Raw genomic sequence first — 25,308 nt, forward strand, 5'->3', positions numbered from 1 at the left:
AACATCATCTACCTTGATGCATAGCTTTTAAGCATGCTCGGTACATCTAGTATTAATGCAATACGGCCATCACCGGTAATTGTTGCACCTGCTATCCCCACCGTTCCTTGCAACATTTTGCCCAATGGCTTGATAACAACTTCTTCTTGACCAACTAATTGATCAACAATAAAGCCCACTTCATTAGTACCCACTTGGACCACCACCACATGAGCTTCTTTTGGCGAAACCTCTGTCGTAGCGCCTTTTATTAACCAACTCTTCAGATGGAAGATTGGAAGCGTCTTGCCTCTCACAACCACTACTTGCTGGCCATCTACAACATTTGTCTTCTGTAGGTCTAAGTGGAAAATTTCATTAACACTAACCAAAGGAAACGCAAACGCCTGATCGGATAACGTTACCATCAGCGTTGGCATAATGGCTAAGGTAAGCGGCACTTTTATAATAAAGCGCGAACCATGCCCTAAGGCTGATTGAATTTTCAGAGTACCGTTTAGCTGAGAAATTTTCGTTTTAACAACGTCCATCCCTACGCCACGCCCCGACACATCAGTAATTTCAGTTTTAGTGGAAAAACCAGGAGCAAAGATTAGATTAAATGCCTCTTCATCAGACAAACGCTCCGCAGCATCTGAATCCATAATGCCTTTTTCAACCGCTTTTCGACGAAGCACATCAGGATCCATACCCGCGCCATCATCTTCGATGGACAACAGAATATGATCGCCCTCTTGCTCTGCTGAAAGAACAACATGTCCAATTCGTGGTTTGCCACTCGCCTCGCGTATATCAGGTGTTTCCACACCGTGATCTACTGAGTTTCTCACCAAGTGAACAAGCGGATCAGCAAGGGCTTCGACAAGGTTTTTATCTAAATCTGTGTCTTCCCCTCGAAGCTCTAGATTAACCTCTTTCTTCAAATTACGAGCAAGATCTCGCACTACACGAGGAAACTTACCAAATACTTTTTTGATAGGTTGCATCCGCGTTTTCATCACCGCGTTTTGCAAATCGCCAGTCACTACATCTAAGTTAGCGACAGCTTTGCCCATTGACTCATCTTCACTTTGAAGACCTAAGCGTACTAATCGGTTTCGAACTAAAACGAGTTCGCCCACCATATTCATAATGTCATCAAGTCGTTTGGTATCAACTCGGACGGTTGCTTCTTGAGTAACGGGCGTATGTGTCGTTTTTTCTTTGACCACCTCTGGCGCTGGCTTTGGTGCCGATTTAGGAGCCGTCACCTTCTCTGCTTTCTTCTGAGGTGAATTCGCCTTAGTGTCAGCATCATCGGAGGTAACTTTAGGTGCTTGACCCTTACCATGTAAGCTATCGAGTAATGACTCAAATTCATCGTCGGTAATTAGCTCTGACTCTCCACCAATAGGCGGATTATTTTCAGTCTCTTCGGGCTCAGTACTACCTACTTGACTAGGCGCCTTTCCACCATGAAGTTCATCAAGTAATTTCTCAAATTCGTCATCCGTAATGTCATCAGAGTTGGGTAATATCGTCTGATCTTCCGAAGGGCTTTCAGAAGATACGCCAGGCGCACTTGAACCATGTAGCTGATCAAGTAGTGCATCAAATTCATCTTCTGTGATTTCATCAGAAGATGGTGTTTCTGACACAGGCGTACCATGCTCTAAAGAAGAGGTGTCATTACCTTCTAGTGCGTCAAGTAAGGACTCGAACTCATCATCGGAAATATCATCAGGCGCTGCATTATCATTGGCTGCCACAGTGTCTTTTATTTCGTCGACCTGCACCGCTGATGTTTCGTTTGCGCTTGGTGGTACCGCATAAGCACTTAATGCCTTAATCAAATCTGGGTCTGCACGCTCAGGCTCACCGCCAGCTCGAACAACATCAAACATTTCATTAACAGCGTCTAATGCTTGTAACACCACGTCCATTAAATCTGAGTCAATTTGACGCTGACCATTACGCAAGATATCAAAAACACTTTCAGCATAATGACAGCAATCAACTAACGGTGTGAGTTGAAGGAAACCTGCACCGCCTTTAACTGTATGAAATCCACGAAAAATTGCATTAAGCAATTGTTTATCATCTGGATTTTGCTCTAGATCCACTAATTGTTCGGAAAGCTGTTCAAGAATTTCTCCAGCTTCTACCAAAAAATCTTGCAGAATTTCCTCATCGACTTCGAAACTCATCCCCAGCTCCTTTAGAAACCAAGACTTGATAGCAAGTCGTCTACTTCGTCTTGGCTATTTAGTACTTCAGGGTTATTTTGTTTATTAATAGCCGGTCCATGCCCACGAGTGTCATCGTGTTCAGGCACATTCTCTTCGTATTCAATTCCGGAGATACTATCAACGCGTCCCGCAACAGCAACAAGATGTACAAGGCGTTCTTCTACATCTCGAATTAGATCATTTACTCGAGCAATAACCTGACCGGTTAAGTCTTGGTAACCTTGCTCAAGAAGAATGGTGTTGAGGTTGGAATGCAAAGCTGTGGCACTGTTCTCGGTATACTGTAGAAAGGTATCAATACGCTTATATAACTCACGAAACTCCTGAGGAGTTAGATCTCTTTGGATTAAGCGATTCCAATCTTTTCGCAAGTCTTTTGCCTGGATTTTTAACTCATTGGCAACTGGCAGGCTATTGTCTACCATGTCCATGGTTTTGTTTGCAGCAGAATTCGTTAGTTCGATGACATAATTTAAACGATCAGAAGCGTCAGTGATTTTGGTTCCAGAATCACCCACGCTTCCCTCTACCGCTAAATCAACCGAATCAACTTGAAAGTCTCGAATGGCATCATGGAGGCTACGAGTTAATGTTCCTACCTCTTTATAAAAACTTTTATGTCGGGCGTCACTTAACTCCTGTATTACACTGATAGCACCGCTAAAATTACCTGCTTCAAGATAATTTAAAAGATCTACAGCGCCGTCTTTTACTAAGCTTTCAAAATCGCCTAGGCCGCCAGCCTCCAATTTCTTTGACATTTAAAGTCCTTATTTCGCTGCATCTATTCTTTCGAATATTTTCTCAATTTTTTCTTTGAGGGCTACGGCTGTAAAAGGTTTAACAACGTAACCATTTACACCAGCTTGTGCAGCCGCAATAATTTGATCTCGTTTTGCTTCTGCCGTCACCATAAGAACCGGAATAGTTTTTAACTTTTCATCCGCTCGTACTGCTCGAAGCAACTCAATTCCTGTCATTCCAGGCATATTCCAATCTGTCACCAGAAAGTCAATTGAACCTGCTTGAAGAATCGGTAACGCGGTTGTTCCATCGTCCGCTTCAACCGTATTCGTAAATCCCAAATCCCGTAATAGGTTTTTGATGATACGTCTCATTGTCGAGAAATCATCCACAATCAGGATTTTCATGTTTTTATCCAATGCATCCTCCACAACCTAAAGGTAATATTTCACAGCTCATAATTTAGTCCTGCCAGTCACTTAATCTAGCTCTTAACCGCATCGCAGCTTGGCTGTGTATTTGACTGACTCTTGATTCACTAACACCTAAAACAGCGCCAATTTCTTTTAAATTCAATTCATCGTTATAATAAAGAGACAATACTAATTTCTCTCTTTCCGGCAACAAATCAATTTCTTGTGCTAACTGACCTTGAAAACCGCTTTCTTCAGTCATCGCGTATGGCGTACTCTCTATATTCGACGGCACGCTGTCCAATACACCATTATCACTTTCAATTATTTCTTCATAGCTAAACAACTGCGTTGCCATTGAGGCATGTATCATTTCATGGTATTCGCCAATGCTAATATCCATGTGAGCCGCTATTTCCATATCGGTCACATCACGACCAGCTTTAGCTTCTAATTCTTGTATAGCAGAAGAAACAGCACGACCATTGCGCCTTACTGAACGAGGAGCCCAATCCGTTTTACGAATTTCATCCATAATTGAACCACGAATACGAATACCAGCGTAAGTCTCAAAGCTCGCTCCTTTCGTCGATTCAAATCGTTTATAGGCTTCTATAAGACCCATCATTCCCGCTTGCGTCAAATCGTTCACATCTACGCTATTGGGTAAACGCGCCAATAAGTGATAGGCAATCTTTTTCACCAAATAACCGTATTGTTCAACAATGGCGTCAACTGACAATGTCGCTTTTTTTGCGTATGTGTGATATCCGTTTTTGGTCTGCATAAGTTGTAGCGTAAGCAACCTTTAACTATTTGAATCTAAACATATAAGAACTGTACTACATACTTCGCCTCAGCGCTTAATGTAATAACATCATTTTACTAACTACCGTATTTTAGTGCGCCATAAAGCTGACTGTAATGCTCTGACGTGTAGACCGCTCGACTAATTAAGTTATGTGCTCTTGCTGGTTCGATATCATCGGGAATTCGCTGTCCATCTGCAATGTAAACAACAGGCAGCCCTTCTTCAATAATGACACTGATGGCTTCTCCCAGCGACGCCGATTCATCCAGCTTACTTAATACACAACCGTCTAATTGAACCTGAGAGTAAACATCGATCACGGCTTTCAACACTTGTCTTTGGCTTGTACAAGGCAATACGAGCAATTTTTTTAAACCTGCGCGAGCACGTTTCATCATTAACAATTGGCGCTCTAAATTAGAATCCCTCGGATTCATACCAGCAGTATCAACCAGTACTAGGGAATAATCAGAATACTTCGCAAGTACTTCATTTAAATCAGAATATTCGTTCACTACTTCAACGGGAACATTCAATATTCGCCCAAATGTACGCAGTTGCTCATGGGCGGCAATTCGATAAGTATCTGTTGTTACCAGAACAACACTACCTGGACCATATTTCAATACATGCTGTGCAGCAATTTTGCCGATAGAGGTCGTTTTTCCAACGCCCGTTGGCCCCATGAAAGCGATACAACCATGCAGCTCCGCGGCATTAGATCTTACCGGTATATAATCTGCTAAATGCGCTAATAATCTATTCCAGTCATCCTCGCGACCTTTTAAATCAATATCATCTAAAAGACGTGATATCACGGTTTCAGAAAGCCCTAATCGTTTTAACTTTTCCCGCGCTTCCGTTTCAACCGGATTAGTTTTAATTTTGGTTTTTGAATTCGCTAACGTTTGTTTCTCTAACATCTGACGAACATGCTGCAATTCAAGTTCCATTTCATGAATTTGGCGAGTATTTGCGCTGTTTTTTACCGACAATGCCTCTTCAACCGCAGGATCTTCTTGATCACCTTGCAGCGGTGGCATTTCGAAAGAAGTTTCTTTAGAAGCAAAGTCGGAAGAATTTGATTTAGGAGGAGTGTGCTGCTTTGCTCTTTCAATTCGCTCAAAGTAATCCGCACTTGGATTTTGATTAGAATCGGTTCGCTGAGTTGGAGTCGAGCGAGGAGAAGGCGCTGACACTTTCTTTTCAACCAGACTAGAAGGCATAGAACCATCATAATCCAATGCTGCAACGATCTCTATTTCACCCGTTGCTAAGCGTTGATTCGACAAAATGACCGCGTCAGGGCCCACAGCATCACGGACTTTCCGTATCGCTTGACGCATGTCGGGTGCTCGAAACCGCCTAATTTGCATGAATACTACAATCCTTCTAGTTTATTTTTCTTACAAATCCATAGCTTACCCGAAAGATTTTGATAAATATAGAGAGTTAATCATTACAATCAATACGGATTATTGACCTATCACACCGACCACTGTAATTCTCTTATGATCAGGCACTTCTTGATAGGACAGAACCGACATATTTACCATTCCGTATCGCATAAAACGCGCCAACATAGGGCGTATAGGCGCAGAAACAATCAAAATTGGTGTATTCCCCATGGCTTCTTGCTGCTCTGCCGACTCTTTAAGTGAACTTTGCAACTGCTCAGCCATTTTGGGTTCTAGAATTAATGCTTCTTCGTTTTTGATACCAGACTGCTGACTCTGCTGCACCGTCTGCATGAGCATTTTTTCTAACTGCGGGTCGAGCGTAAGAACAGGAATCTCTTCGACACCATCCGCTAGCGTTTGAATAATCATCCGCGAAAGTGCGGTTCGAACAGCTGCCGTCAACACCATAGGATCCTGACTTTTAGGCTGAACCCCCATTATTGCCTCAGCAATTGTACGCATGTCGCGTAACGGAACACCTTCGATCAATAAGTTTTGCAAGACCTTCAACAACACACTCAACTGTATCGTATTGGGCACCAGCTCTTCTGCTAACTTAGGATTGTATTGTTTAAGCAAACTTAGAAGCTGCTGCACTTCATCATGACCAATTAATTCATAGGCATGCTTATGCATAATCTGATTGAGGTGGGTAGCAACCACCGTACTCACATCCACTACGGTATAACCATAGGTCTGTGCTTGATCTCGCTTTTTAGGGTCAATCCATACCGCGTCCAAGCCAAAAGAGGGATCTTTTCCGGCAATCCCATCAACAACACCAAAGACTTGACCTGGATCGATGGCTAACTCCTTATCTGGGTGCACTTCTGCCTCGGCCAGACTCACCCCCATTAACGTTACTCGATATGCATTAGGCATTAGATCCAAGTTATCGCGAATATGAACACTAGGCACAAGAAAACCAAGATCTTGGGAAAGCTTACGCCTCACTCCTTTGATACGAGCAAGCAGCTCTCCTCCCTGAGATTTATCAACCAAGGGAATCAAACGATAACCTACTTCCAAACCTAACATATCTACGGGTGCGACATCATCCCAGCTTAAATCCTTAGATTCTGAAGAAGGCGCCGTATCTGTTGACGAAAGTTTGGTAGAACTTTTCACACCCAAAAGTGCTTTTTGCTTCTTACGATATTCGAGGTAATAGGCAAAACCACCCAACCCAAAAGCTAAAGATAAGAAAGAAAAATGTGGCATCCCAGGCACGATACCCATAACGGTGAGTACTGCCGCTGCCACATAAAGCGCTTTTGGAGAACCAAACATCTGGGTGACAATTTGGGTCCCCATATCGCCAGATTCGTTGACTCGCGTCACCATAATGGCCGCGGCTGTCGACAACATAAGAGAAGGTAGCTGCGCCACCAAACCATCACCAATGGTCAATAGGGAATAACGCTGAATGGCCTCAGAGAAAGAAAGATCATGCTGCGCCATACCAATGGCAAGACCACCAATAATATTAATACCAAGAATAAGCAATCCGGCGACAGCATCACCTTTAACAAATTTAGAGGCACCATCCATGGAACCGTAAAACTCAGCTTCTGAAGCAATTTCAGAACGTCGAATTTTGGCTTGATCAGCATCAATCATGCCGGCATTCAAGTCTGCATCAATCGCCATCTGTTTGCCGGGCATCGCATCCAAAGTAAAGCGAGCACTTACTTCTGAAATCCGCCCTGCACCTTTAGTAACTACCGCAAAGTTAATAATCATTAAAATAGCGAACACCACAAAACCAACCACATAGTTGCCGCCAATAACGACCTCACCAAATGCTTGGATAACCTTACCTGCGGCGTCCGGCCCTTCGTGCCCGTGAAGCAAAACAACTCGAGTCGAAGCCACATTAAGCGCCAACCGCATTAAAGTAGAAACCAACAAAACCGTAGGGAAAACAGCAAAATCAAGAGGTCTTAGAGAATAGATAGAAACCAGCAAAACAACGATGGCCAAAGCAATATTGAACGTAAACAACACGTCCAAAAGAAAGGCAGGAATGGGCAACACCATCATAGCCAAAAGAGACAGAAGAAGGACGGGGATGCCTAAATGCCCAGTAACTACATCCTTAAATTGTCCTGTCACTTTTTGACGGTCAAAACTCACACAAATATCCCACTAAAATTAAAAAGCCAATTGAGTAAATCAATTACCGTCCCATTGAAACTCATCTGGAACATCTAAATTCGGCACAACTTCTGGTCGAGGCGCCCCATTTCTTACGTTTCGCAGTTGATAAACATAAGCTAACAGCTGCGCAACCGCCTGAAACAGACCCTGAGGAATCTCTTCCCCTATTTCAGTATGATGAAAAATAGCCCGAGTTAACGTCGGCGATTGTATCACAGGGATATCGTAGTGGTTGCCTACTTCACGTATTTTCAATGCAATGAAATCAGCCCCTTTTGCCAGCATAACTGGTGCTTTGCCACCCTCTTGATCATACTTTAACGCCACAGAAAAGTGAGTCGGGTTGGTAATAATCACATCAGCTTCAGGAAGATCGGTCATCATTCGATTCATAGCGGCTTGTTGCTGCAATTGGCGAACTCGCGCTTTTACTTGGGGATCACCCTCTTGCTGTTTGTACTCATCTTTGACTTCCTGCTTGGTCATTTTGAGCTTTTCTTTATGGGACCAGACCTGAAATGGCACATCTATAGCGGCAATCAACGCTAAAGCCAGCGCAATAAAAACAAACGACCAAATAGCAATACTGACACCATGAGAAATGGCCAGCTGAATAGATTGGAATGGCAGCCCTAGGGCCTCTGTCAAAAAGTGATTAATAACGATAGTGGCAACTGTACCAACGAGCGTTACTTTTGCAATGGACTTGAGCAGCTCAACAAGCGACTGAACTGAAAACATTCGCTTTAATCCCGTAATAGGATTCATCTTGCTCAGCTTGGGCATTAATGGCTCCCAAGAAAAGTTAAGCCCACCTAATCCAATACTACCAATAATCCCAGCGGCGGCTAGAATAGCCATCATGACGACCATCGAATCCATCACAGAAACAATAGAACTATAGAGATGAAAAATCATACGCCCATAGTTAAAAATATCTTGCCGTTCAATAACAAAGTTAAAACGAAAAACCTTTTCAAGGTCCTCTGCTAGATAAGCACCCGTTCCATAAATAGTCGCTGACGCGATAATAAGCAACAAGGCAGCACTGAGGTCTTTCGAACGGGCTACATTGCCTTTCTTTCGAGCATCTTCAAGTTTCTTACCACTGGCACTTTCCGTTTTTTCACTACCGTCTTCGTTCTCAGCCATGTAAACGAATCCCCCATGTGTCTTTCATCCAACTGGTTATTTCGTGAAAAAACAAACGATAAATATCCAAAAAATCTTTCAACATTATCCAGAAAAAAAACAAAGAAAATAGCATTATGACAGGAAAGCCCAACGCAAAGATATTCAATTGAGGGGACGCTTTGGCCACCACCCCAAAAGCAAAGTTCATGACCAAAACAGCAATAGCGAGAGGCAATACAACCAATAGGGCTTTTTCAAACATCCAACCACCCAGTGATACCAACTGCCAATAATGCTGACTGTCAAAGCCTCCACCAATAGGCCAATAGGTAAAACTCTCAGCCAAATATTCAATCATCACCAAATGGCCATCAGTTCCTAAAAACGCCAACGCCACCATAGACACATAATACTGCCCCATTGTGGCAACAGAAACGCCATTGGCTGGGTCGTTCGACATAGCAAAACCAAGGCCCGCTTTCATTGCCGCTAATTGCCCGGCTAAAGAAAACACTTGAAACAAGATAGTGATAACAAAACCCAGCGCAAAACCAATCACCAACTGCTCTGCAATCAACACAATAAAAGCGGGTGATACAGGATCATAAGGAGGAACATGGATGACTGGTGTAATAATAATAGCAATCAGAAAAGAAAAAGCGATTCGCACTCTAGCATTAACCAGCCGACTACCAAACAAAGGCAGCGCCATGAAAAAGGCACCAATACGGAAAAAAGGCAACAAAAAGCTAATCGTAAGATTTATTAACTGATCAGGATTAAGTTCAAGCATTAGCCTATTATCATCGGAATATTAATAAATAAATGTGTCGTAAAGTCAGTTAGCTTAGTCAAGATCCAAGGTCCTAACTGCATAATCACCAAAATAGTCACAATCAAACGCGGCAAAAATGAAAGGGTCTGCTCATTTATTTGCGTCGCTGCTTGAAAAATACTAACAATCAAGCCAACCAACAGGCTTGGCACCATAACGGCTGCCACAATCACCACAATTAAATAAAAACCCTGCCCATAAAGATCTAAAACAACCTGAGGATCCATATTTACATCCCAAAACTAGCCGCTAACGTTCCCATTATCATAGACCAGCCATCTACCATAACAAAAAGCATGATTTTAAAAGGTAAAGAGATAATAACCGGAGACAACATCATCATACCCATCGCCATCAAAACACTTGCCACCACCATATCAACAATTAAGAATGGGATGAAAATCATAAAACCTATCTGGAACGCAGTCTTAAGCTCACTGGTTACAAACGCTGGCATAAGAATAGTGAAAGGCAATGTATCCAGAGATTGGATTTTACCTTCCTTGCCAGCTAATTTTACGAAAAGAGCAATATCATCTTCTCGAGTTTGCGCTAACATGAAATTACGCATCGGAGTCGCGGCTGCTTCCACCGCTTGAATCGAGGTGATTTTCTCATTCAGATAAGGCTGCAACGCCACTTCATTAACCTTATCTAAAGTAGGTGTCATAATAAATAAGGTGAGAAACAAGGCCATACCCACCATAATTTGATTCGAAGGCGTCTGCTGCAAACCAATTGCTTGCCGCAATATAGCCAATACAACAATCACTCGGGTAAAGGCTGTCATCATCATTAACGCCGCTGGTAATAAAGTCAGCGCCGTCATGATAAATAGAATTTGAAGTGATACTGAGTACTCCTGACTACCATCCGCGCTAGTAACAACTTTTACGGCAGGAAGCCCCACTTCAGCCCACGACATCGCTGGAAACAACAATAAAACCAACAAGACTAAGCGCATCATAATGTTGATCCTTTTTCTGTTTTTATATCAGAAGAAGGTTCTGTTTCGCTCATCATCTGGGCAAACGCCTTACCATTTGAGGAAAAGCTCTTGAGATGGTTAATTGATTGAGAGGTAACGCCTAACAGCACTCTTTCTCCTTCGACCTCAACCAGCACAATCTTTTCTTTTGCCCCTAAAGACTGACTACTTACAATACGAATATCAGATTGCCCGAAACGCATTTGGGTAACCTGTAATTTCTTAACAAGCCATAAACATGCCGGAATAAAAACCACGATAAAAGCCAGAGATAAAACGACTTTCCAAATAGAATAGGTGGTGGGCATTTCTTGGGGAGTAGCAGCTTGCACATAGGAAACAGCCATGCAAAGCATGGCTGTAATGATTGTTTTTTTCGTTTTTATACAGAGTTTCACAAGGCTTACTTCAATCGTCTAATACGCTCATTAGGACTAACAACATCTGTTAGGCGAATACCATATTTGTCATTTACCACAACCACTTCACCATGAGCTATCAAGGTGCCATTCACTAAAACATCCAATGGCTCACCAGCAAAACGATCTAACTCGACAACTGAACCTTGCGTTAATTGCATAAGGTTACGTATCGCAATTTCTGTATTACCTAATTCCATGGATAGGGTAACAGGAATATCCATAATAAGATCAAGATCAGAACCAACGTCAGCTCCAGCAACTGAAGGCGCTGCAAGCTCTTCCAACTTAACAGGTTTAACTTCCTGTTCTGACATGGCAGCGGCCCATTCGTCATCAATATCTCCCTCTCCGCCAGCATCTCCGGATTCAGACATCGCGGCTGCCCATTCGTCAGCTAGATCTTCACCCATACCTTCTGCGTCTGGATTTTGTTCTTCTGCCATGCTATTTCGTTACCTTATTAATTTTAAAATTTTCAACCATCTGAACCGAATAGTGCTCATTACTTACGCCTAACTTACCTTTAAAAGTAGGCACTCCATTCGCTCGAACCGTGACAAATTCTGGCATTTCTATTGGGATAATATCACCCGCCTTGAATTTCAACACCTCACCCAATGCAATCTTACGATTCGCCACACTCACCTTAAGATTCACATCAATGTCTTTGACATCTTGCTGAAGAGATTTTCCCCAACGATCGTCTTTTTCATCAACATCACTTTGCACACCGGCGTCTAATAACTCTCGAACTGGCTCAATCATAGAGTAAGGCAAGGTAATATGAAGTTCACCACCACCGCCATCAAGCTCAATATGAAAAGTTGACACTATCACAACTTCACTTGGGCTCACTATGTTTGCCATTGCAGGGTTCACTTCGGAACTAATGTATTCCAAGTCGAGTTTTAAAACTGGCGCCCAAGCTTCAGTTAAATCAACAAAAACTTGTTCTAACATTAATTGAACAATACGAATTTCTGTCGGGGTAAATTCTCGCCCCTCAATTTTAGCGTGACGTCCATCACCACCAAAAAAATTATCAACAAGTTTAAAGACAAGTTTTGCGTCTAAAATAAACAGCGCGGTACTTCTCAAGGGGCGGAATTTAACCAAATTTAAACTGGTTGGAACATACAGCGTATGAACATATTCCCCAAACTTCATTACCTGAAGTCCGCCTGACGAAACATCTGCCGTACGTCTTAATAAATTAAAAAGGCTAATGCGAGTGTAACGAGCAAAGCGCTCATTAATCATCTCTAGAGTAGGCATACGCCCACGCACGATGCGCTCTTGGCTAGTAATGTCGTACGACGCTACACCATTGGCATCTTTGATCTCTTCTTCTTCAGGTTTTTCATCCGCGCCATGTAAGAGAGCGTCGATTTCATCCTGAGATAATAAGTCTTGAGCTGACATAATCGTTACTGCATCACAAAGTTAGTAAATAGCACACCATCAATACCGCTTTTTCCAGTCTCTTGCTGCAGAATACCATTAATAGCTTCTAACGCAGACTTCTTTAATGCTTCTTTACCATTCATCGTCTGCAACGCATCAAATGACTGACTAGATAAAAGCAAGACTAAACTGTTCCGAATTAAAGGCATATGCACTTTAACAGCATCGATTTGAACTTGATCTTTGGACATGATCGTCATATCCAATTGCAAATAACGCTGTCTCCCATCCACCATAAAGTCCACGACAAAAGGCGCATCTAGTTTTAAATAGATGGAAGGTGTGCTCGTAGGCAATGCTTCTTCTGCCGTCACGCCGTCACTAGCAGGACCATCTGCCGAGCTAAATAAGAAAAAATAGGCTGCCGCTCCGCCGCCGGCTAATAAAACCAAGACAACAGCCAATATGATAATGAGCTTTTTCTTGCCACCCTTTTTCTCACTGCCCGTATCGACATCTAAACTATCTTTTTCAGCCATGACCAAACCTTTGGTGTTATGTAATTGATTAAATAGGACGCATAAAGAGTTTTTCGCGCCAACAACCCTCTATTCTACAAAGAATAAGAGATAGCACCATTTATTTCCTTACATTTAAGCATAGTAATCAACACCAGAAGGGGACACATAAGATACATTCTGAGAATTTAGAGCATCTTCATTCGTATCTTGCGCTACAACACCTCGAGGATTAGCATTAGATTGCCCCTGCTCTGCCCCTTGATATTGACTTCCAGTTGTATCCTGTTGAGAAACGCCCACATCCACGCTATTAAGGTCCATTCCCTGCTGTGCCAGCATGTCCCTCAACCTTCCCATCTGGTTTTCCAACAAATCTCTTGTATGAGGCGTTGCGGCCATAAAACTTACTTGGGTGTTATTATTATCACTGTCCACTGATACTTTAACCGTTAAACTGCCTAATTCAGGTGGATCTAATTTAATGTGCGCGGTATGTATGCCAGATTGAGCCACCCAAGCTACTTTCTGACTCATCTCTCCTGCCCAACCTGGATGATTCGGCGGCATAGACATCGCTAAGTTTTGTTGAGCACTGAATGTTTGTGTATTTTGTGAAGCCGCTGGCGACAAGCGATTAGCCAAATTGTTAGTCGCAGAAATTGAGCTATTCAAGCCTCCTGTATCAGCCTCTTTGGAGGCACCGTCTAGCTGCGCCGTCATTTTTCCGATCAAGGCGTCTTGTTCTTTTTTACGCAGTTCAACAGGCTCATTAGACGACAGATGATCTACGCCGGTGCCAAGAGTGACGCCACCTACAATAGCATCTTTTTCACTAGTACCATCACCTAAAATCAAAGGACTCACTTCTTTCGGCTGAGACCCTTTTACAGCGTTCGCCAAAGCAACCTGGTCAGACACTTTACTTCCAGAGGACGATAAAACATGAGGAATACCACTGCTTACAGTAGATTTAGTTTGAGCAGGCGTCTGCGCTGCTGAATGCCCCATTTGAGAAAGTACCCATGACAAATCAGTACTATCACCGGCATTTGGTGAACCTTCAGCATCTAAGGGCTTTTCTTTACTCTTTTTATCAATATCACTTCCTAAAGCGGCTTCTCCAGCTACTTTTTTAGCGGCGACTTGATTTAGTATTTTTGCTTTTGAACCTATCGAGGCAAGTCCAGCTTCTGCACTCTTGTTTTCACCCGCCTTACCAGCCCCCGAATGAAGCGCCCTCACTTCCGCGGGGACTTTATTGTTCGTCACCTCAGTACTTTCACCCTTTATCAACTGAGAACGATCTGCCTCAGTTGATTTTCCTGCCACTATCGATGATGTATCCTCACCTGAAACTGACGCATCTGAAACTGAAACAGGTGCCACATCAGCATTGGCAGCCCCTTCTTTTTGGTCTAGTGAATGCTTAACCAATTTTGAATGGTTCGATAATGCTTCAGAAGCCGCTAATTTAGCGTCACCCTCAGAAGCCACTGCAGGGTGCCCTTCTTTTGAAGTCGCTTTTTTAGCTATGTCATTAACCCCTTTAGTTAATTTAGCGTCACCCTCAAAAGCAATAACAGGTCGCCCTTCTTTATCAATGGCCACCGTTTGAGCTTTTGAGTCTAATTGGGGGATTTTAACAAGGTCACTTGGGGAAGAAGTTGAAAGGGATTTTTCCTCCCTTTTGCCTTCGCTAGCATCATCAGCATCGCTAGCTATTAGAGTTGGCTTGACACCTTCACGCCCAATATTTTTAGACGCCAAGTCGCTACCTGTTAGCTTCTTATCCTGGGTGGATGCGATAGCATTACCGTTAGCTTCTTTTAGAGGTGTTGTATCAGACGTTTTTTGTCCATCGCGCTGCAATATTTTGCCGCTATCAAGAGAGCTATCTTGATTAATAGCATTACCACTACTGGTCTCAACTGCGCTTTTTAAAGAGGGAGGGGGGGGCTGAAACGGCTTTGAATCGGACTTTTCTGAGCCTTCGGAGGACGCTAATTTTGTATTTTCAGAACGAGCAAAATCATCGCTCTGCTCGGTAGCGCTATCAGAATGCTCACCTGAATCAACGCCAGCTTCATTCTTAACCGTCGAGTCATTCAAACCAGAATCTATTGACTGCTTTGCTTTATGAAGGTTTTCCGCAAAAAAATGACCCCGAGACTCAGACTCAGAGTTACGAGACTCAGACGATTTAGCTGGTATTGGTGAAGACAACACCTGATTTGTAACTGCTTGCATAGTTTCCTCCGGCAATAGAAGACAATATGCAAAACAAAGGCCAATCTACAACATCAGCTAGGGTGCCAATAAAAATGCGCAGTAACAGAGCGGCCTTCATTGGAAAATTCAAGCTTGTCACACAATTGATTTAATAACGCCAAACCTCTGTTGAAAAACATATCAGCGTTCTCAGTATCAAGTTTAATATCCTGATAATCAAATCCTGAACCGCTGTCCGTCACCTGTAAAATAAGCTTACCTAAAGTAGAGTCCGAGATAACTTCACCCTGAATCTTCACAAAACCCTCTTCTAACACGGATAGCAATTGCTCTCTTTCTTCATAATAAGCAGAAAAACCATCCAAGGTATTTTTCTTAGAAGACGAGAGCTTTAAAACACCATGTTCAAGCGCATTTGAATACAATTCTGAAATAATCATGAATACATGACTAGCATACCGATCTAACCCAGGAGCCGTGATAATGAGATGAAGAATATAAGGCAAGGGGTCTGTCGAACGCAGAGATTCAGCGCTCAATACATATTCGAATGAAAAGTCTGATGATGATTCATGAGAAAACTTTTCCACACTTAAGACCTCGTTGGAGCGGATACGCATACAAGCATTAAGACACACACCAAGACAGAAATTATCATTATGAGCCTCCCTAAAAAAACGCGTCTCTTTCATGCAATCAACTAAGCAAGCAAGACAACCACTCGCTTCCATCTTTATTTATAAAGCGATGAGAACATAGAACTTACAATCGATTTTATTAGCCCGCTACAGCAAGCCCTTAAATCAAAAAAAGAAGAGTTCTGCTAAAACGAATCCAATTCCTCTCTATTTTTTATTGCTGCAACACTATTTCCAACAACATCACGGTCATCGCTTAACAAGGTAACCTGTTTTAAGATATCTGCCATTAGATCGCTTATTTCTGCAACCGATTGCTTAGCCCGATTCAATCGAGCCACACCCACACTACGATCAGACTTCAGAAGCATAAGCGTGGAAGAAACCATGTCCTGCATTGAAACAATCTGTCTTTGCACACTGTCTATATCATGGTCTAAATCAACAGAAAAAGTGTGACGAGCCGTGTCACTATCCCCCTTCGCAGTCGATAAACTTGAAAGGACGCCAGAACGAACTTCATTCAAACAACGATCCACTGCATCAAGAAGCTGTACAAGCCCTACCGCATCTTTCTCTACAAGCGCCAATTGCTGAAGAAGCAGTTCATAACCGACTAATAATGAGTCATGAGTCTGCCTAGATAACGAAGACATGTCATTTAGCTCATCAATGGCGACTTTCGGCAATGAAGTGTTTAGCGGAATAATTGATTTAACGGAATCTTGATTGTCGTTTATTTTTAAAGCTAACAGCGTTTTTATTTGTTGTAGTTTAGTAACCCTGACATCCGGCTGACTTTCTAGCGTTAATTCCGAGGTGACGCTAATAATCCCCTGCACACCTATGCGTATTTCTTCTAATAACAAAGCAAAATTTTTGAATGGCGAATCATCACGTAATACCCTAACTGGGTACTGCCAAGATCCTTGCACCATTAGCTCAAGACTTTTACGCAGTACTTCAATTTCTGCGGCCTGAGAAAGCGGGGCTAACCACAGTAAAAATGAAGTTTTCTTACTACTTTCTTCTACTAGTGTTTCAACAATTAACGAATAACGCCCATCGGATAAGCTAAGTTTAATGTCATGATCACCACTCAATATGCGCTCAGGAAGCTGCTCACCAAGAGGACCATCGAGACCAGGATCTATTTCAAAAAGCGGTTCAAATAGCGTTGCATTTTTTTCCCACAGATCACTAAACCCCTTACTTAACCACTTAACGTCCCCACTATTATTAGTGATTAGAAAAGCGGAACCAAGCTTAGATAAACCTAATGTCATCAATGTTATATTGCCAAGTGCATCTGATAATTCAAACTCTCTAGAAGAAAGTTCATTATCAAACAGTCGCCCAATATCAGTGAATTCATCAATAACATGGTAATCGCGGTCTAAGGTAAAGTGTCCTTTTTTATGCTGCTCAAGTACCACGTGCAGATGCTGAAAGCCTTTATTTAATTGTTTAACTAGCTTTACTGACAAAACAAAAAGCACTAAACCAATGAGCCCAAAAACAGCAAAAGGCCCCCATTCTCCATAATCAAATATCGTTTTGTTTCGGTAGTTAAGCAGTAATTCTTGCTCTTTCAACTCCTGACTTTGCGCCTTTGTTTTTTCAATAAACGTATAGATTTTTTTTATTTCTGGCGGCGAGAGTGAGGGAGAGGATAGTTGTTTTCTCTCAGCAACATGGCTTCTAACTTCATTAAGAAAGGACAATTCGGCTTTAACGTCTAGAAAACGTGATTTAGGATTAATGCGTTGGTATAGAGAGAGCTGATGATCAATTTTAGTATAAAGCGCTGTCAGCTTAGAAGACAAAGCCTCAGAGGAAAGCGTAGCGTCATTTTTATCATGCAATAACCACTCAAACCAATAGCGCTCAGCCGTATGAGTATTTGCCGTTAATGTCATTAGCGTCGATTGATTGTTCGCTCTTTCACCAAACTCTAAATCAATAAACTTATAAAGCCCTACGGCCCCCACAACAAGCAATATCAAAAGCGCAAAAACACCTTTTTGCACAGAGCTAATTAACTCTCTTCGAGGCGAATTAATAGAAGATTGCGGTTTAGCCATAATGATTCACACTTTTCTAAAGGATGTTGCAAACAAAGATGATCTATTAACTTTTAAATATGAATTTTATTGATAATGTAAAAGAAGTGAAGGTATTACCGAATATTATCCCTAAAACGACGCATTGCAAACTCGTCACTTTGACGCTGCTCTCTTTTATCTTCGACTAACAACTCTTGTGTATGATATTTGTTCTTTAGCCAATCCATACTTTTCGTGTTGGTTTTTGCTTCTACCCACTGGCGCATTGTCATATCAGCTTGTTGCTGAGATCGACCTATAGCCGCTTCCTGCTGCTTGATTGCCTGCTGCACACGATCTACAAAATGCTGGTAATTAGTAGTTAAATAGGCACTTAAGCCCAATAGATTTCGTTCAGATTCATACTGACCCGCATATTCTTTTAGCTCTTCAAGCTTGCTTTTATCTTGCTCAACTTTGGCTCTATCACCCGCTAATTGCTTAGCAATAACCTCTTCTTTACGTTTAGCTATATCGACAAGTAGCTGAGCTCTTTTAGTTTTTTTCATAGCGTCTCTCTAATACGAACTACTTGAATACTAGACGCTTTTCTATACAAAGGTCTACTCTCCTTTTGTCATCGCATGAACAAGTGCTTCTAAACTGCCTTCAAGAGAGAACTTTTCTGACAGTCCTTGCTGAAGAAACTCACGAATGTCCGGCATTCGGACAATAGCTTGATCCAAATCGGGATCACTTCCTCTTGAATAAGCACCAATGGCAATTAGATCTTGGTTTTGCTGGAATTTAGAGTACAGCTGTTTAACACGCATCGCACCTTGGAGATGCGCCTCACTGACAATATTTGGCATCGCTCGTGAGATGGACGCCTCGATATCGATAGCAGGATAATGCCCCTCTTCAGCTAAGCGACGAGACAGTACAATGTGCCCATCTAAGATAGCCCTTGCAGCATCTGCGATTGGGTCTTGCTGATCATCCCCTTCCGTAAGTACTGTATAAAATGCTGTGATAGAGCCACTACCGCTACGACCATTACCAGCACGTTCAACTAATTGAGGGAGTTTTGAAAACACAGAAGGTGGATAGCCTTTTGTCGCTGGCGGCTCACCAACGGACAACGCAATTTCGCGCTGCGCTTGGGCATAACGAGTTAGAGAATCCATCAGAAGGAGAACACTCTTCCCTTGATCTCGATAATATTCAGCAATCCGAGTTGCTAGCATAGCAGCACGTAAACGCATTAATGCGGAATCATCCGCTGGAGAAGCAACAACGACAGAACGAGCAAGACCTTCTTCGCCAAGAGTTTGCTCAATAAACTCCTTCACTTCCCGGCCACGCTCACCAATCAAACCAACAACAGTGACATCTGCTTCGGTAAAGCGAGTCATCATACCAAGCAGCATACTCTTGCCCACACCACTACCAGCAAAAAGACCTATTCGCTGGCCTTTACCAACCGTTAGCAGGCTATTAATCGCTTTAATACCAACATCGAGAGGCTCATGAATAGGCTGGCGCTGCAAAGGGTTAATCACTTCACATTGTAGACTCACGGAGTCTTTCGTTCTTATCGGCCCTTTACTGTCTAAAGGCTTTCCCAATCCATTGACTACTCGCCCAAGCAGCTCGTCACCAACAGGCATTTCACTTTCTTCAAATAAGGGACGAACCCGAGCACCGGGAGAAATACCATCAATGGCTTCGGTTGGCATTAAGTAGGTCAGATTTCCAGTAAAGCCAACCACTTCAGATTCAACCCAACGATCTTTTCTGACTTGTACCAAACAGCGGTCACCCAGGGCAACAACACACCCCACCGCTTCCATGGTCAGCCCCACCATGCGAGTAACCTTGCCCTCTAACTGAGGAGGTAATGACACGGGTGAGATATCTTGCAACTTCTGTAAGCGCTCTTCTATCGTCGACACCCTTGCTACCTTTATTCTTCTGGAGTAGATAAATGACGAAGTTCGTTACAAACTGCTTCTAAGCGCTGCTCGACACGACCATCAACATGAAAGGATTTTGAGTCTAGTAAAAAACCACCTTCAACCAAATTGTCGTCTGGATCAACTTGTATCGCCAAACGATCTCGAACACCCAAAGATTCTAGTACATCTATATCATTTGGATTCAAACGCAGTCTAATACGGCCTTCATATTCACCAATTTCTTCAAATACTCGCGAAAGCTGTGTTTTAAGAACACTTTGCCCCTCTTCTTTCATTTGGGAAAGACAAACGTTTTCAATAATACGAGTCATGGTTTGATAAAGAATATTTTCGGCGGCCGCTCGGCTTTCTTCCAAGGGTAACGTGATTTCATTTACCACATCCGTTAATATTTTTTCTAGGTGTTCAAGCTGACTTTGAGCCACTTCTTTAGCTGCTACTTCGCCTTCTGCTTTGCCTTGCGCAAAGCCTTCTGCATGGCCTTTTTCTAGGCCTTCAACTTCACCTTTAGAAAGGCCGTCCTCATAGCCCTTTTTGTAGCCTTCCTCTTCACCCTGAATAAAGCCTTCGTCATAAGCTGCAGCACGAATCTCTTCAAGCTGAGAAGCGGTTAACGGTTCATAAACTAAACTGCTTTGATCGACTTCTTCCGTGGTAATTGACACATCTTTTTGAATCAGCAGCGCAGGGCCGGAGTCTTTCGTTACTTGGTTACTTTCAAGATTAGGTAATTCCCAGCGTTCATAGGCTGTTAATTTTCGTTCTGGCTTTGTTACGTCTTCTTCTGACATTCGTTATTTAAACCATCTGCTCACCGCCGCCGCCGAGAACAATCTCCCCGTTATCAGCAAGACGTCTGGCTACAGCCAGAATTTCTTTTTGAGCGACTTCAACCTCACTAACACGAACTGGGCCTTTCGCATCAAGATCGTCCTTCAACATGTCCGCTGCGCGCGATGACATATTTTTAAAGACTTTTTCTTGCATCTCTAGCTCTGCGCCTTTCAACGCTAGAATCAAGGTTTCAGACTCAACCTCACGCAAAATAACCTGAATCCCACGATCATCTACGTCCATGAGGTTATCAAACACGAACATGAGATCCTGAATCGTATTAGCAAGATCTTCATCCACATCACGAATCGACTCCATTAACTCAGACTCAACAGTACTATCAATAAAGTTCATAATATTGGCCGCAGTACGAATGCCACCAATTGACGTAGATTGTGTCGATTGATTGCCTGAGAATTGTCTTTCTAGAATATCGTTTAACTCTTGTAATGCCGCTGGCTGTACTGTGTCTAGTGATGCAACTCGCAATACAATATCCAAACGAACTCGCTCATCGAAGTTTGCTAGAATACCTGCTGCTTGATCTGGATCGAGATACGAAATAACAATGGCTTGAATTTGAGGATGCTCATAACGAATAACGTCTGCTACCGCTCTAGGCTCCATCCATTTCAACGTATCCAGACCTGTTGTATTTCCACCAAGTAGGATTCGGTCAATCAAACTATTGGCTTTTTCATCACCCAACGCTTCTTTTAGCATGTTACGAATATAACCATCCGACCCCAAGCCCAACCCGGTTTGATCGCCAACTAAAACAAGAAAATCATCCAGTACTTTTTCAACCTGATGACGCTGGACATTAGAAAGCTGAGCCATGGTTTGGCCAATACGCTGAACCTCTTTTGGCCCCATATGCTTAAGAATTTGGGCTGCATCAGACTCGCCAAGCGACATCAATAAAACAGCCGCCTTCTCAATTGAGCTTAAATCGTTTTGACCAATATCACTCATTTAACCTTCCATTACCCACTGTTTCACCACTTGAGCAACACGCTCTGGCTCTTCAGCAATCAAACCGCGAATCGCATTAATTTGACGCTCAATTTTCTCTGGCGAACCAGGCACCATGACATCTTCAGCACTCACCAATGAGACTTGATCGTCTGATATTTCATCTGTTTCATCAGAGAAAATAGCCGCTTCAGTGTCTTCTGCCACCGCGATTTTATTCTGATCGCTGAGTGTTTTCAGAATAGGACGAACCACAATCAACAGTAAAATCAAAACAAACAAGCCAACTAAACTAGGTTTCAACAGATTAAGAAACCACTCTTGCTTGTAAAAAGGTACAACGGCCACTGGTGCCTCTGGCTCAGGCAAAGCAAAAGGTGAATTGATCACACTGACACTATCACCACGAGACGGGTTGTAACCTACTGCATCCCTAACTAACAGGGTCAATCGGCCTAATTCTTCATCACTCCATGGCGTTTTTACTATCGCTTTGGTATCAGGATTAATACTTACCAAGTCATCAACAACAACCGCCACGGATAAGCGATGAATAGTACCCTGCTGATTTTTGGTATAACTAATACTACGATCTAATTCAAAATTACGGGTTGTCTCTTCACGCGACTGCCCATTAGCTGCCTTGCTAGTCGATGATGAACCAATTGGCGCACCATTTTCATCAACTGTCTCAGGCGCCGTAACTGCACCAGGTGGTTGGTTACTTAACGCCCCTGGAATCCCTCCATTAGTTGCGCCAGCCCCTTTGTTCTCTTTTAAAGTCTGCTCACTGCGAAGCGCCAACAAATCAGGATTATACTGTTCTGCCGTTTTCTCTACTGCGGTAAAATCGACATCGGCTGACACTTCAGCCTTAAAGCGACCATCACCGACAACCGGCCCTAAAATACTATTAACTCGATGCAAGAGCACGTCTTCCACCCGACGAGTATAATCAAACTGCTTGCCCGCAACCGATAACTGAGAGGAAGGATCTTTTTCCGTCAATAAGGTACCGCGCTGATCCACAACCGTGACATTATTATCGCTTAGTTGAGAAATACTAGAAGCAACTAGATTAACAATAGCTTCTACTTGGCTATGGTCTAAGCGACGTCCTGGATACAACTCAAGGAATACAGAAGCTGATGGCTTGCGGGTGTCACGAACAAAAACGGACTCTTTAGGAATAGCAAGATGTACTCGAGCCGATTTTACGCTCTGCAAACTTGAAATTGTTTTGCTTAACTCACCCTCCAAGCCGCGACGATAACGAGCGCTTTCCACAAATTGAGATGTGCCAAGCCCTTGATCCTTATCCATGATTTCCATACCAACTGTCTTATCAGAGACAATGCCAGAACCCGCTAATTTCAGACGAGCTTGTTGGTAATAATCAGACTCGACAAGAAGCGCACCTGAGTTTTTATCTATTTTGAAAGGAATATTATTGGTGTTAAGAACCTGTACGATTTGATCCGCATTATAGTTAGTAATACTGCTCAAAACAGGTTTGTAATCGGGGTCACTCGTCCATAAAACAGCCGCCAACGCAATAGCAATGGAGGCGGCAAGGCCGACCATCAAAGCGAGCTGCCGAATAACCGTTAGCTTGTTGAAGCCAGTTACAAGATCCAGATAGAGCTTTTGCTCTGATCGTTCTGCTGGGACATTATCCATTAAAAAGCGCCAAGCGATATATCATGCCTAAATTGGCATATTCATAATTTTTTCATAAGCATCTACAAGCTTATTTCGCACTTGCGTCATAGCTTCAAATGAAATGCTCGATTTTTGCAAGCCTATCATGACCTGAGGTAAATCCACGCCGGCGTCACCGCGCTCATAAGATTGTGCCAACTTTGTCGCATCCTGTTGCAACGAATTTACATTATCAACAGCATTTTTTAACATATCAGCAAAGTCCGCACGCCCAACCGCACTTCCATCACCTTGTTGGTCACCGATCTTAGGAATACTAGGCATAGATGAGCTAGGCGAATGAACTTGCGCCTTCATTTCCCTCATCTGGGAAAGCACCTGATTAATATCTGGTCTATTCGTGACCATGTAACTCACCTATAAAACACACATTTAGACAGCTTAGCATAAAGACGATTAAAAAAAGATACAAAAATCAATCTACATCAAGGCCACTTTCACGCATTTTTGCAATTTTATAGCGCAATGTTCTTGGACTAATGCCTAATTTATCCGCCACGACTTTGCGCTTACCATTCGCTTCAATCAAAGCCTGAGCGATAATGCGAAACTCATGTTGCTGAACACCTTTGCCTAGAATAGAAGCGGCACTGTCTTCTTCCTCCTCAGAAATAGAGTCGCTCGCTGCCGAGGCGCTCATCATATCAAAGGCGATATGGTCATCGTGTATTTGACCATTAGGACTTAAAATTAGCGCGCGCTGGATAACATTATCTAATTCACGGACATTGCCTGGCCAAGGATGCGCTTCCAGCTTACTTAACGCCGATGGCTTTAATACAGCACCCGCTACTCTCATTTTCGCCGAATGTTTTTCTAACGATCGCTGTGCAATAGGTTGAATATCGCCTTTTCTTTCCCGAATAGGAAGCCAGCGCAGAGGAAATACATTTAAGCGATAATACAAATCTTCTCTAAAACCGCCATCACGAACATATTCCGCTAAGTCTCGGTTGGTTGTAGCAATGATTCGCACATCAAGTTGAATTATTTTTTTCCCACCAAGCCGCTCTACTTCTTGCTCTTGCAATACTCTGAGCAGTTTAGCCTGTAACCCAATATCAATTTCAGTAATTTCATCAAGCAGTAAAGTGCCGCCATTCGCTTGCTCAAATTTGCCCGCCTGCGCAGAAACAGCACCTGTGTATGCGCCTTTTTCATAACCAAACAAAATGGCTTCCAGCATATTCTCTGGAATAGCAGCACAGTTTATGGCAACAAAAGGGGCATTGCTTCGAGTCGATTCCTGATGAATAAAGTTAGCAAGCACCTCTTTACCGGTACCGCTTTCACCGCATATCAACACCGTTGAATCGGTTACAGCAACGCGCTTTGCCAATTCCAGCATGGCAACACTAGAAGGATCTTTAGCAATAGGTTGATGATTATGCGTCACCACTTTTTTTATGGTGTATTTTTCGATTGCTTCTAACAGTTCTTTTTCTTGAAACGGCTTGAGCAAATAATCTACCGCGCCATCTCTCATTGCTTCAACCGCATGGGCAATATCACCATACGCAGTCATTAGCATGATCGGCAATTCTGGATAATTCTCGACAACATGATTCAGCAACCCATAGCCATCCATGCCGGGTAAATTAACGTCGGAAACAACCATATCAAACACATTTGTTTTAAGTGCTAACATTGCATCTTCGGCGTTGAACACTAACTTACATTGATAGCTTGCCAACATTAATGTGTCTTCTAACGCTTCAGCCAATCCCTTATCATCTTCAACGATTAATAACTTCACATCAGACATT

At 42.8% G+C, this 25,308-nt stretch carries 24 protein-coding genes; all 24 read right to left on the minus strand.

The features are described 5' to 3' along the window. Positions 1-8 precede the first annotated feature (8 nt). The 24 genes from E0D70_RS07980 to E0D70_RS08095 all read right to left on the minus strand — a co-directional run bounded on the left by E0D70_RS07980 (position 9) and on the right by E0D70_RS08095 (position 25,307). Positions 9-2,186 (minus strand): chemotaxis protein CheA, encoded by a 2,178-nt coding sequence (locus E0D70_RS07980; RefSeq protein ID WP_133011744.1) that lies wholly within the window; start codon positions 2,184-2,186, stop codon positions 9-11. Between the two features lie 11 nt (positions 2,187-2,197). After that, positions 2,198-2,989, minus strand: coding sequence for a protein phosphatase CheZ (locus E0D70_RS07985; protein ID WP_133011745.1), 792 nt, complete (start codon positions 2,987-2,989; stop codon positions 2,198-2,200). Between the two features lie 9 nt (positions 2,990-2,998). Further along, positions 2,999-3,379 (minus strand): chemotaxis response regulator CheY, encoded by a 381-nt coding sequence (locus E0D70_RS07990; protein WP_207923232.1) that lies wholly within the window; start codon positions 3,377-3,379, stop codon positions 2,999-3,001. 55 nt (positions 3,380-3,434) lie between these two features. Continuing rightward, entirely contained in the window at positions 3,435-4,172 is a 738-nt protein-coding gene (locus E0D70_RS07995; RefSeq protein WP_133011747.1) for an RNA polymerase sigma factor FliA, read from the minus strand. Positions 4,173-4,270: 98 nt separating this feature from the next. Further along, positions 4,271-5,572, minus strand: a complete 1,302-nt coding sequence (gene flhF / locus E0D70_RS08000; protein ID WP_133011748.1) for a flagellar biosynthesis GTPase FlhF — start codon at positions 5,570-5,572, stop codon at positions 4,271-4,273. A gap of 99 nt (positions 5,573-5,671) precedes the next feature. Beyond that, positions 5,672-7,792 carry a flagellar biosynthesis protein FlhA gene (gene flhA / locus E0D70_RS08005; protein WP_133011749.1) on the minus strand — a complete coding sequence of 707 codons (2,121 nt, stop codon included), beginning with the start codon at positions 7,790-7,792 and terminating at the stop codon, positions 5,672-5,674. Positions 7,793-7,831: 39 nt separating this feature from the next. Continuing rightward, positions 7,832-8,968 carry a flagellar biosynthesis protein FlhB gene (gene flhB / locus E0D70_RS08010; RefSeq protein ID WP_133011750.1) on the minus strand — a complete coding sequence of 379 codons (1,137 nt, stop codon included), beginning with the start codon at positions 8,966-8,968 and terminating at the stop codon, positions 7,832-7,834. Then, complete coding sequence (gene fliR, locus E0D70_RS08015) at positions 8,961-9,743, minus strand: flagellar biosynthetic protein FliR (protein WP_133011751.1); 783 nt, start codon at positions 9,741-9,743, stop codon at positions 8,961-8,963. Before fliR ends, flhB begins: the two co-directional genes overlap by 8 nt. Beyond that, the gene (gene fliQ, locus E0D70_RS08020; protein WP_133011752.1) at positions 9,743-10,012 is read right to left on the minus strand and encodes a flagellar biosynthesis protein FliQ; all 270 of its coding nucleotides are present in this window, start codon (positions 10,010-10,012) and stop codon (positions 9,743-9,745) included. Before fliQ ends, fliR begins: the two co-directional genes overlap by 1 nt. A gap of 2 nt (positions 10,013-10,014) precedes the next feature. Continuing rightward, on the minus strand, positions 10,015-10,752 hold the full coding sequence (gene fliP / locus E0D70_RS08025; RefSeq protein WP_133011753.1) for a flagellar type III secretion system pore protein FliP: 738 nt from the start codon (positions 10,750-10,752) through the stop codon (positions 10,015-10,017). Then, complete coding sequence (gene fliO / locus E0D70_RS08030) at positions 10,749-11,171, minus strand: flagellar biosynthetic protein FliO (protein WP_240537031.1); 423 nt, start codon at positions 11,169-11,171, stop codon at positions 10,749-10,751. Before fliO ends, fliP begins: the two co-directional genes overlap by 4 nt. A gap of 5 nt (positions 11,172-11,176) precedes the next feature. Continuing rightward, on the minus strand, positions 11,177-11,638 hold the full coding sequence (gene fliN / locus E0D70_RS08035; protein ID WP_133011754.1) for a flagellar motor switch protein FliN: 462 nt from the start codon (positions 11,636-11,638) through the stop codon (positions 11,177-11,179). Position 11,639: 1 nt separating this feature from the next. Beyond that, entirely contained in the window at positions 11,640-12,617 is a 978-nt protein-coding gene (gene fliM, locus E0D70_RS08040; protein WP_133011755.1) for a flagellar motor switch protein FliM, read from the minus strand. Between the two features lie 5 nt (positions 12,618-12,622). Beyond that, positions 12,623-13,138, minus strand: coding sequence for a flagellar basal body-associated FliL family protein (locus E0D70_RS08045; RefSeq protein WP_133011756.1), 516 nt, complete (start codon positions 13,136-13,138; stop codon positions 12,623-12,625). Positions 13,139-13,252: 114 nt separating this feature from the next. After that, entirely contained in the window at positions 13,253-15,367 is a 2,115-nt protein-coding gene (locus E0D70_RS08050) for a flagellar hook-length control protein FliK (protein ID WP_133011757.1), read from the minus strand. Positions 15,368-15,420: 53 nt separating this feature from the next. Beyond that, positions 15,421-15,939: an ATP-binding protein gene (locus tag E0D70_RS08055; RefSeq protein ID WP_240537033.1), complete on the minus strand. Its 519-nt coding sequence runs from the start codon at positions 15,937-15,939 to the stop codon at positions 15,421-15,423. A gap of 233 nt (positions 15,940-16,172) precedes the next feature. Beyond that, positions 16,173-18,071: a hypothetical protein gene (locus tag E0D70_RS08060; protein WP_133011759.1), complete on the minus strand. Its 1,899-nt coding sequence runs from the start codon at positions 18,069-18,071 to the stop codon at positions 16,173-16,175. 95 nt (positions 18,072-18,166) lie between these two features. Further along, positions 18,167-18,601 (minus strand): flagellar export protein FliJ, encoded by a 435-nt coding sequence (gene fliJ / locus E0D70_RS08065; RefSeq protein WP_133011760.1) that lies wholly within the window; start codon positions 18,599-18,601, stop codon positions 18,167-18,169. 54 nt (positions 18,602-18,655) lie between these two features. Beyond that, positions 18,656-19,987, minus strand: coding sequence for a flagellar protein export ATPase FliI (fliI, locus tag E0D70_RS08070; protein ID WP_133011761.1), 1,332 nt, complete (start codon positions 19,985-19,987; stop codon positions 18,656-18,658). An 11-nt stretch (positions 19,988-19,998) separates the two neighbouring features. Next, on the minus strand, positions 19,999-20,802 hold the full coding sequence (locus E0D70_RS08075; protein WP_133011762.1) for a FliH/SctL family protein: 804 nt from the start codon (positions 20,800-20,802) through the stop codon (positions 19,999-20,001). 7 nt (positions 20,803-20,809) lie between these two features. Beyond that, a complete protein-coding gene (gene fliG / locus E0D70_RS08080; RefSeq protein ID WP_133011763.1) occupies positions 20,810-21,820 on the minus strand; it encodes a flagellar motor switch protein FliG in 1,011 nt (336 codons plus the stop codon). Then, complete coding sequence (gene fliF / locus E0D70_RS08085) at positions 21,821-23,500, minus strand: flagellar basal-body MS-ring/collar protein FliF (protein WP_133011764.1); 1,680 nt, start codon at positions 23,498-23,500, stop codon at positions 21,821-21,823. 27 nt (positions 23,501-23,527) lie between these two features. Next, positions 23,528-23,890, minus strand: a complete 363-nt coding sequence (fliE, locus tag E0D70_RS08090; RefSeq protein WP_133011765.1) for a flagellar hook-basal body complex protein FliE — start codon at positions 23,888-23,890, stop codon at positions 23,528-23,530. A 67-nt stretch (positions 23,891-23,957) separates the two neighbouring features. After that, a complete protein-coding gene (locus tag E0D70_RS08095) occupies positions 23,958-25,307 on the minus strand; it encodes a sigma-54-dependent transcriptional regulator (protein WP_133011766.1) in 1,350 nt (449 codons plus the stop codon). Position 25,308 lies beyond the last annotated feature (1 nt).

Origin of the sequence: Marinomonas flavescens (genome assembly GCF_004352835.1) — a bacterium.
Lineage (GTDB): Bacteria > Pseudomonadota > Gammaproteobacteria > Pseudomonadales > Marinomonadaceae > Marinomonas > Marinomonas flavescens.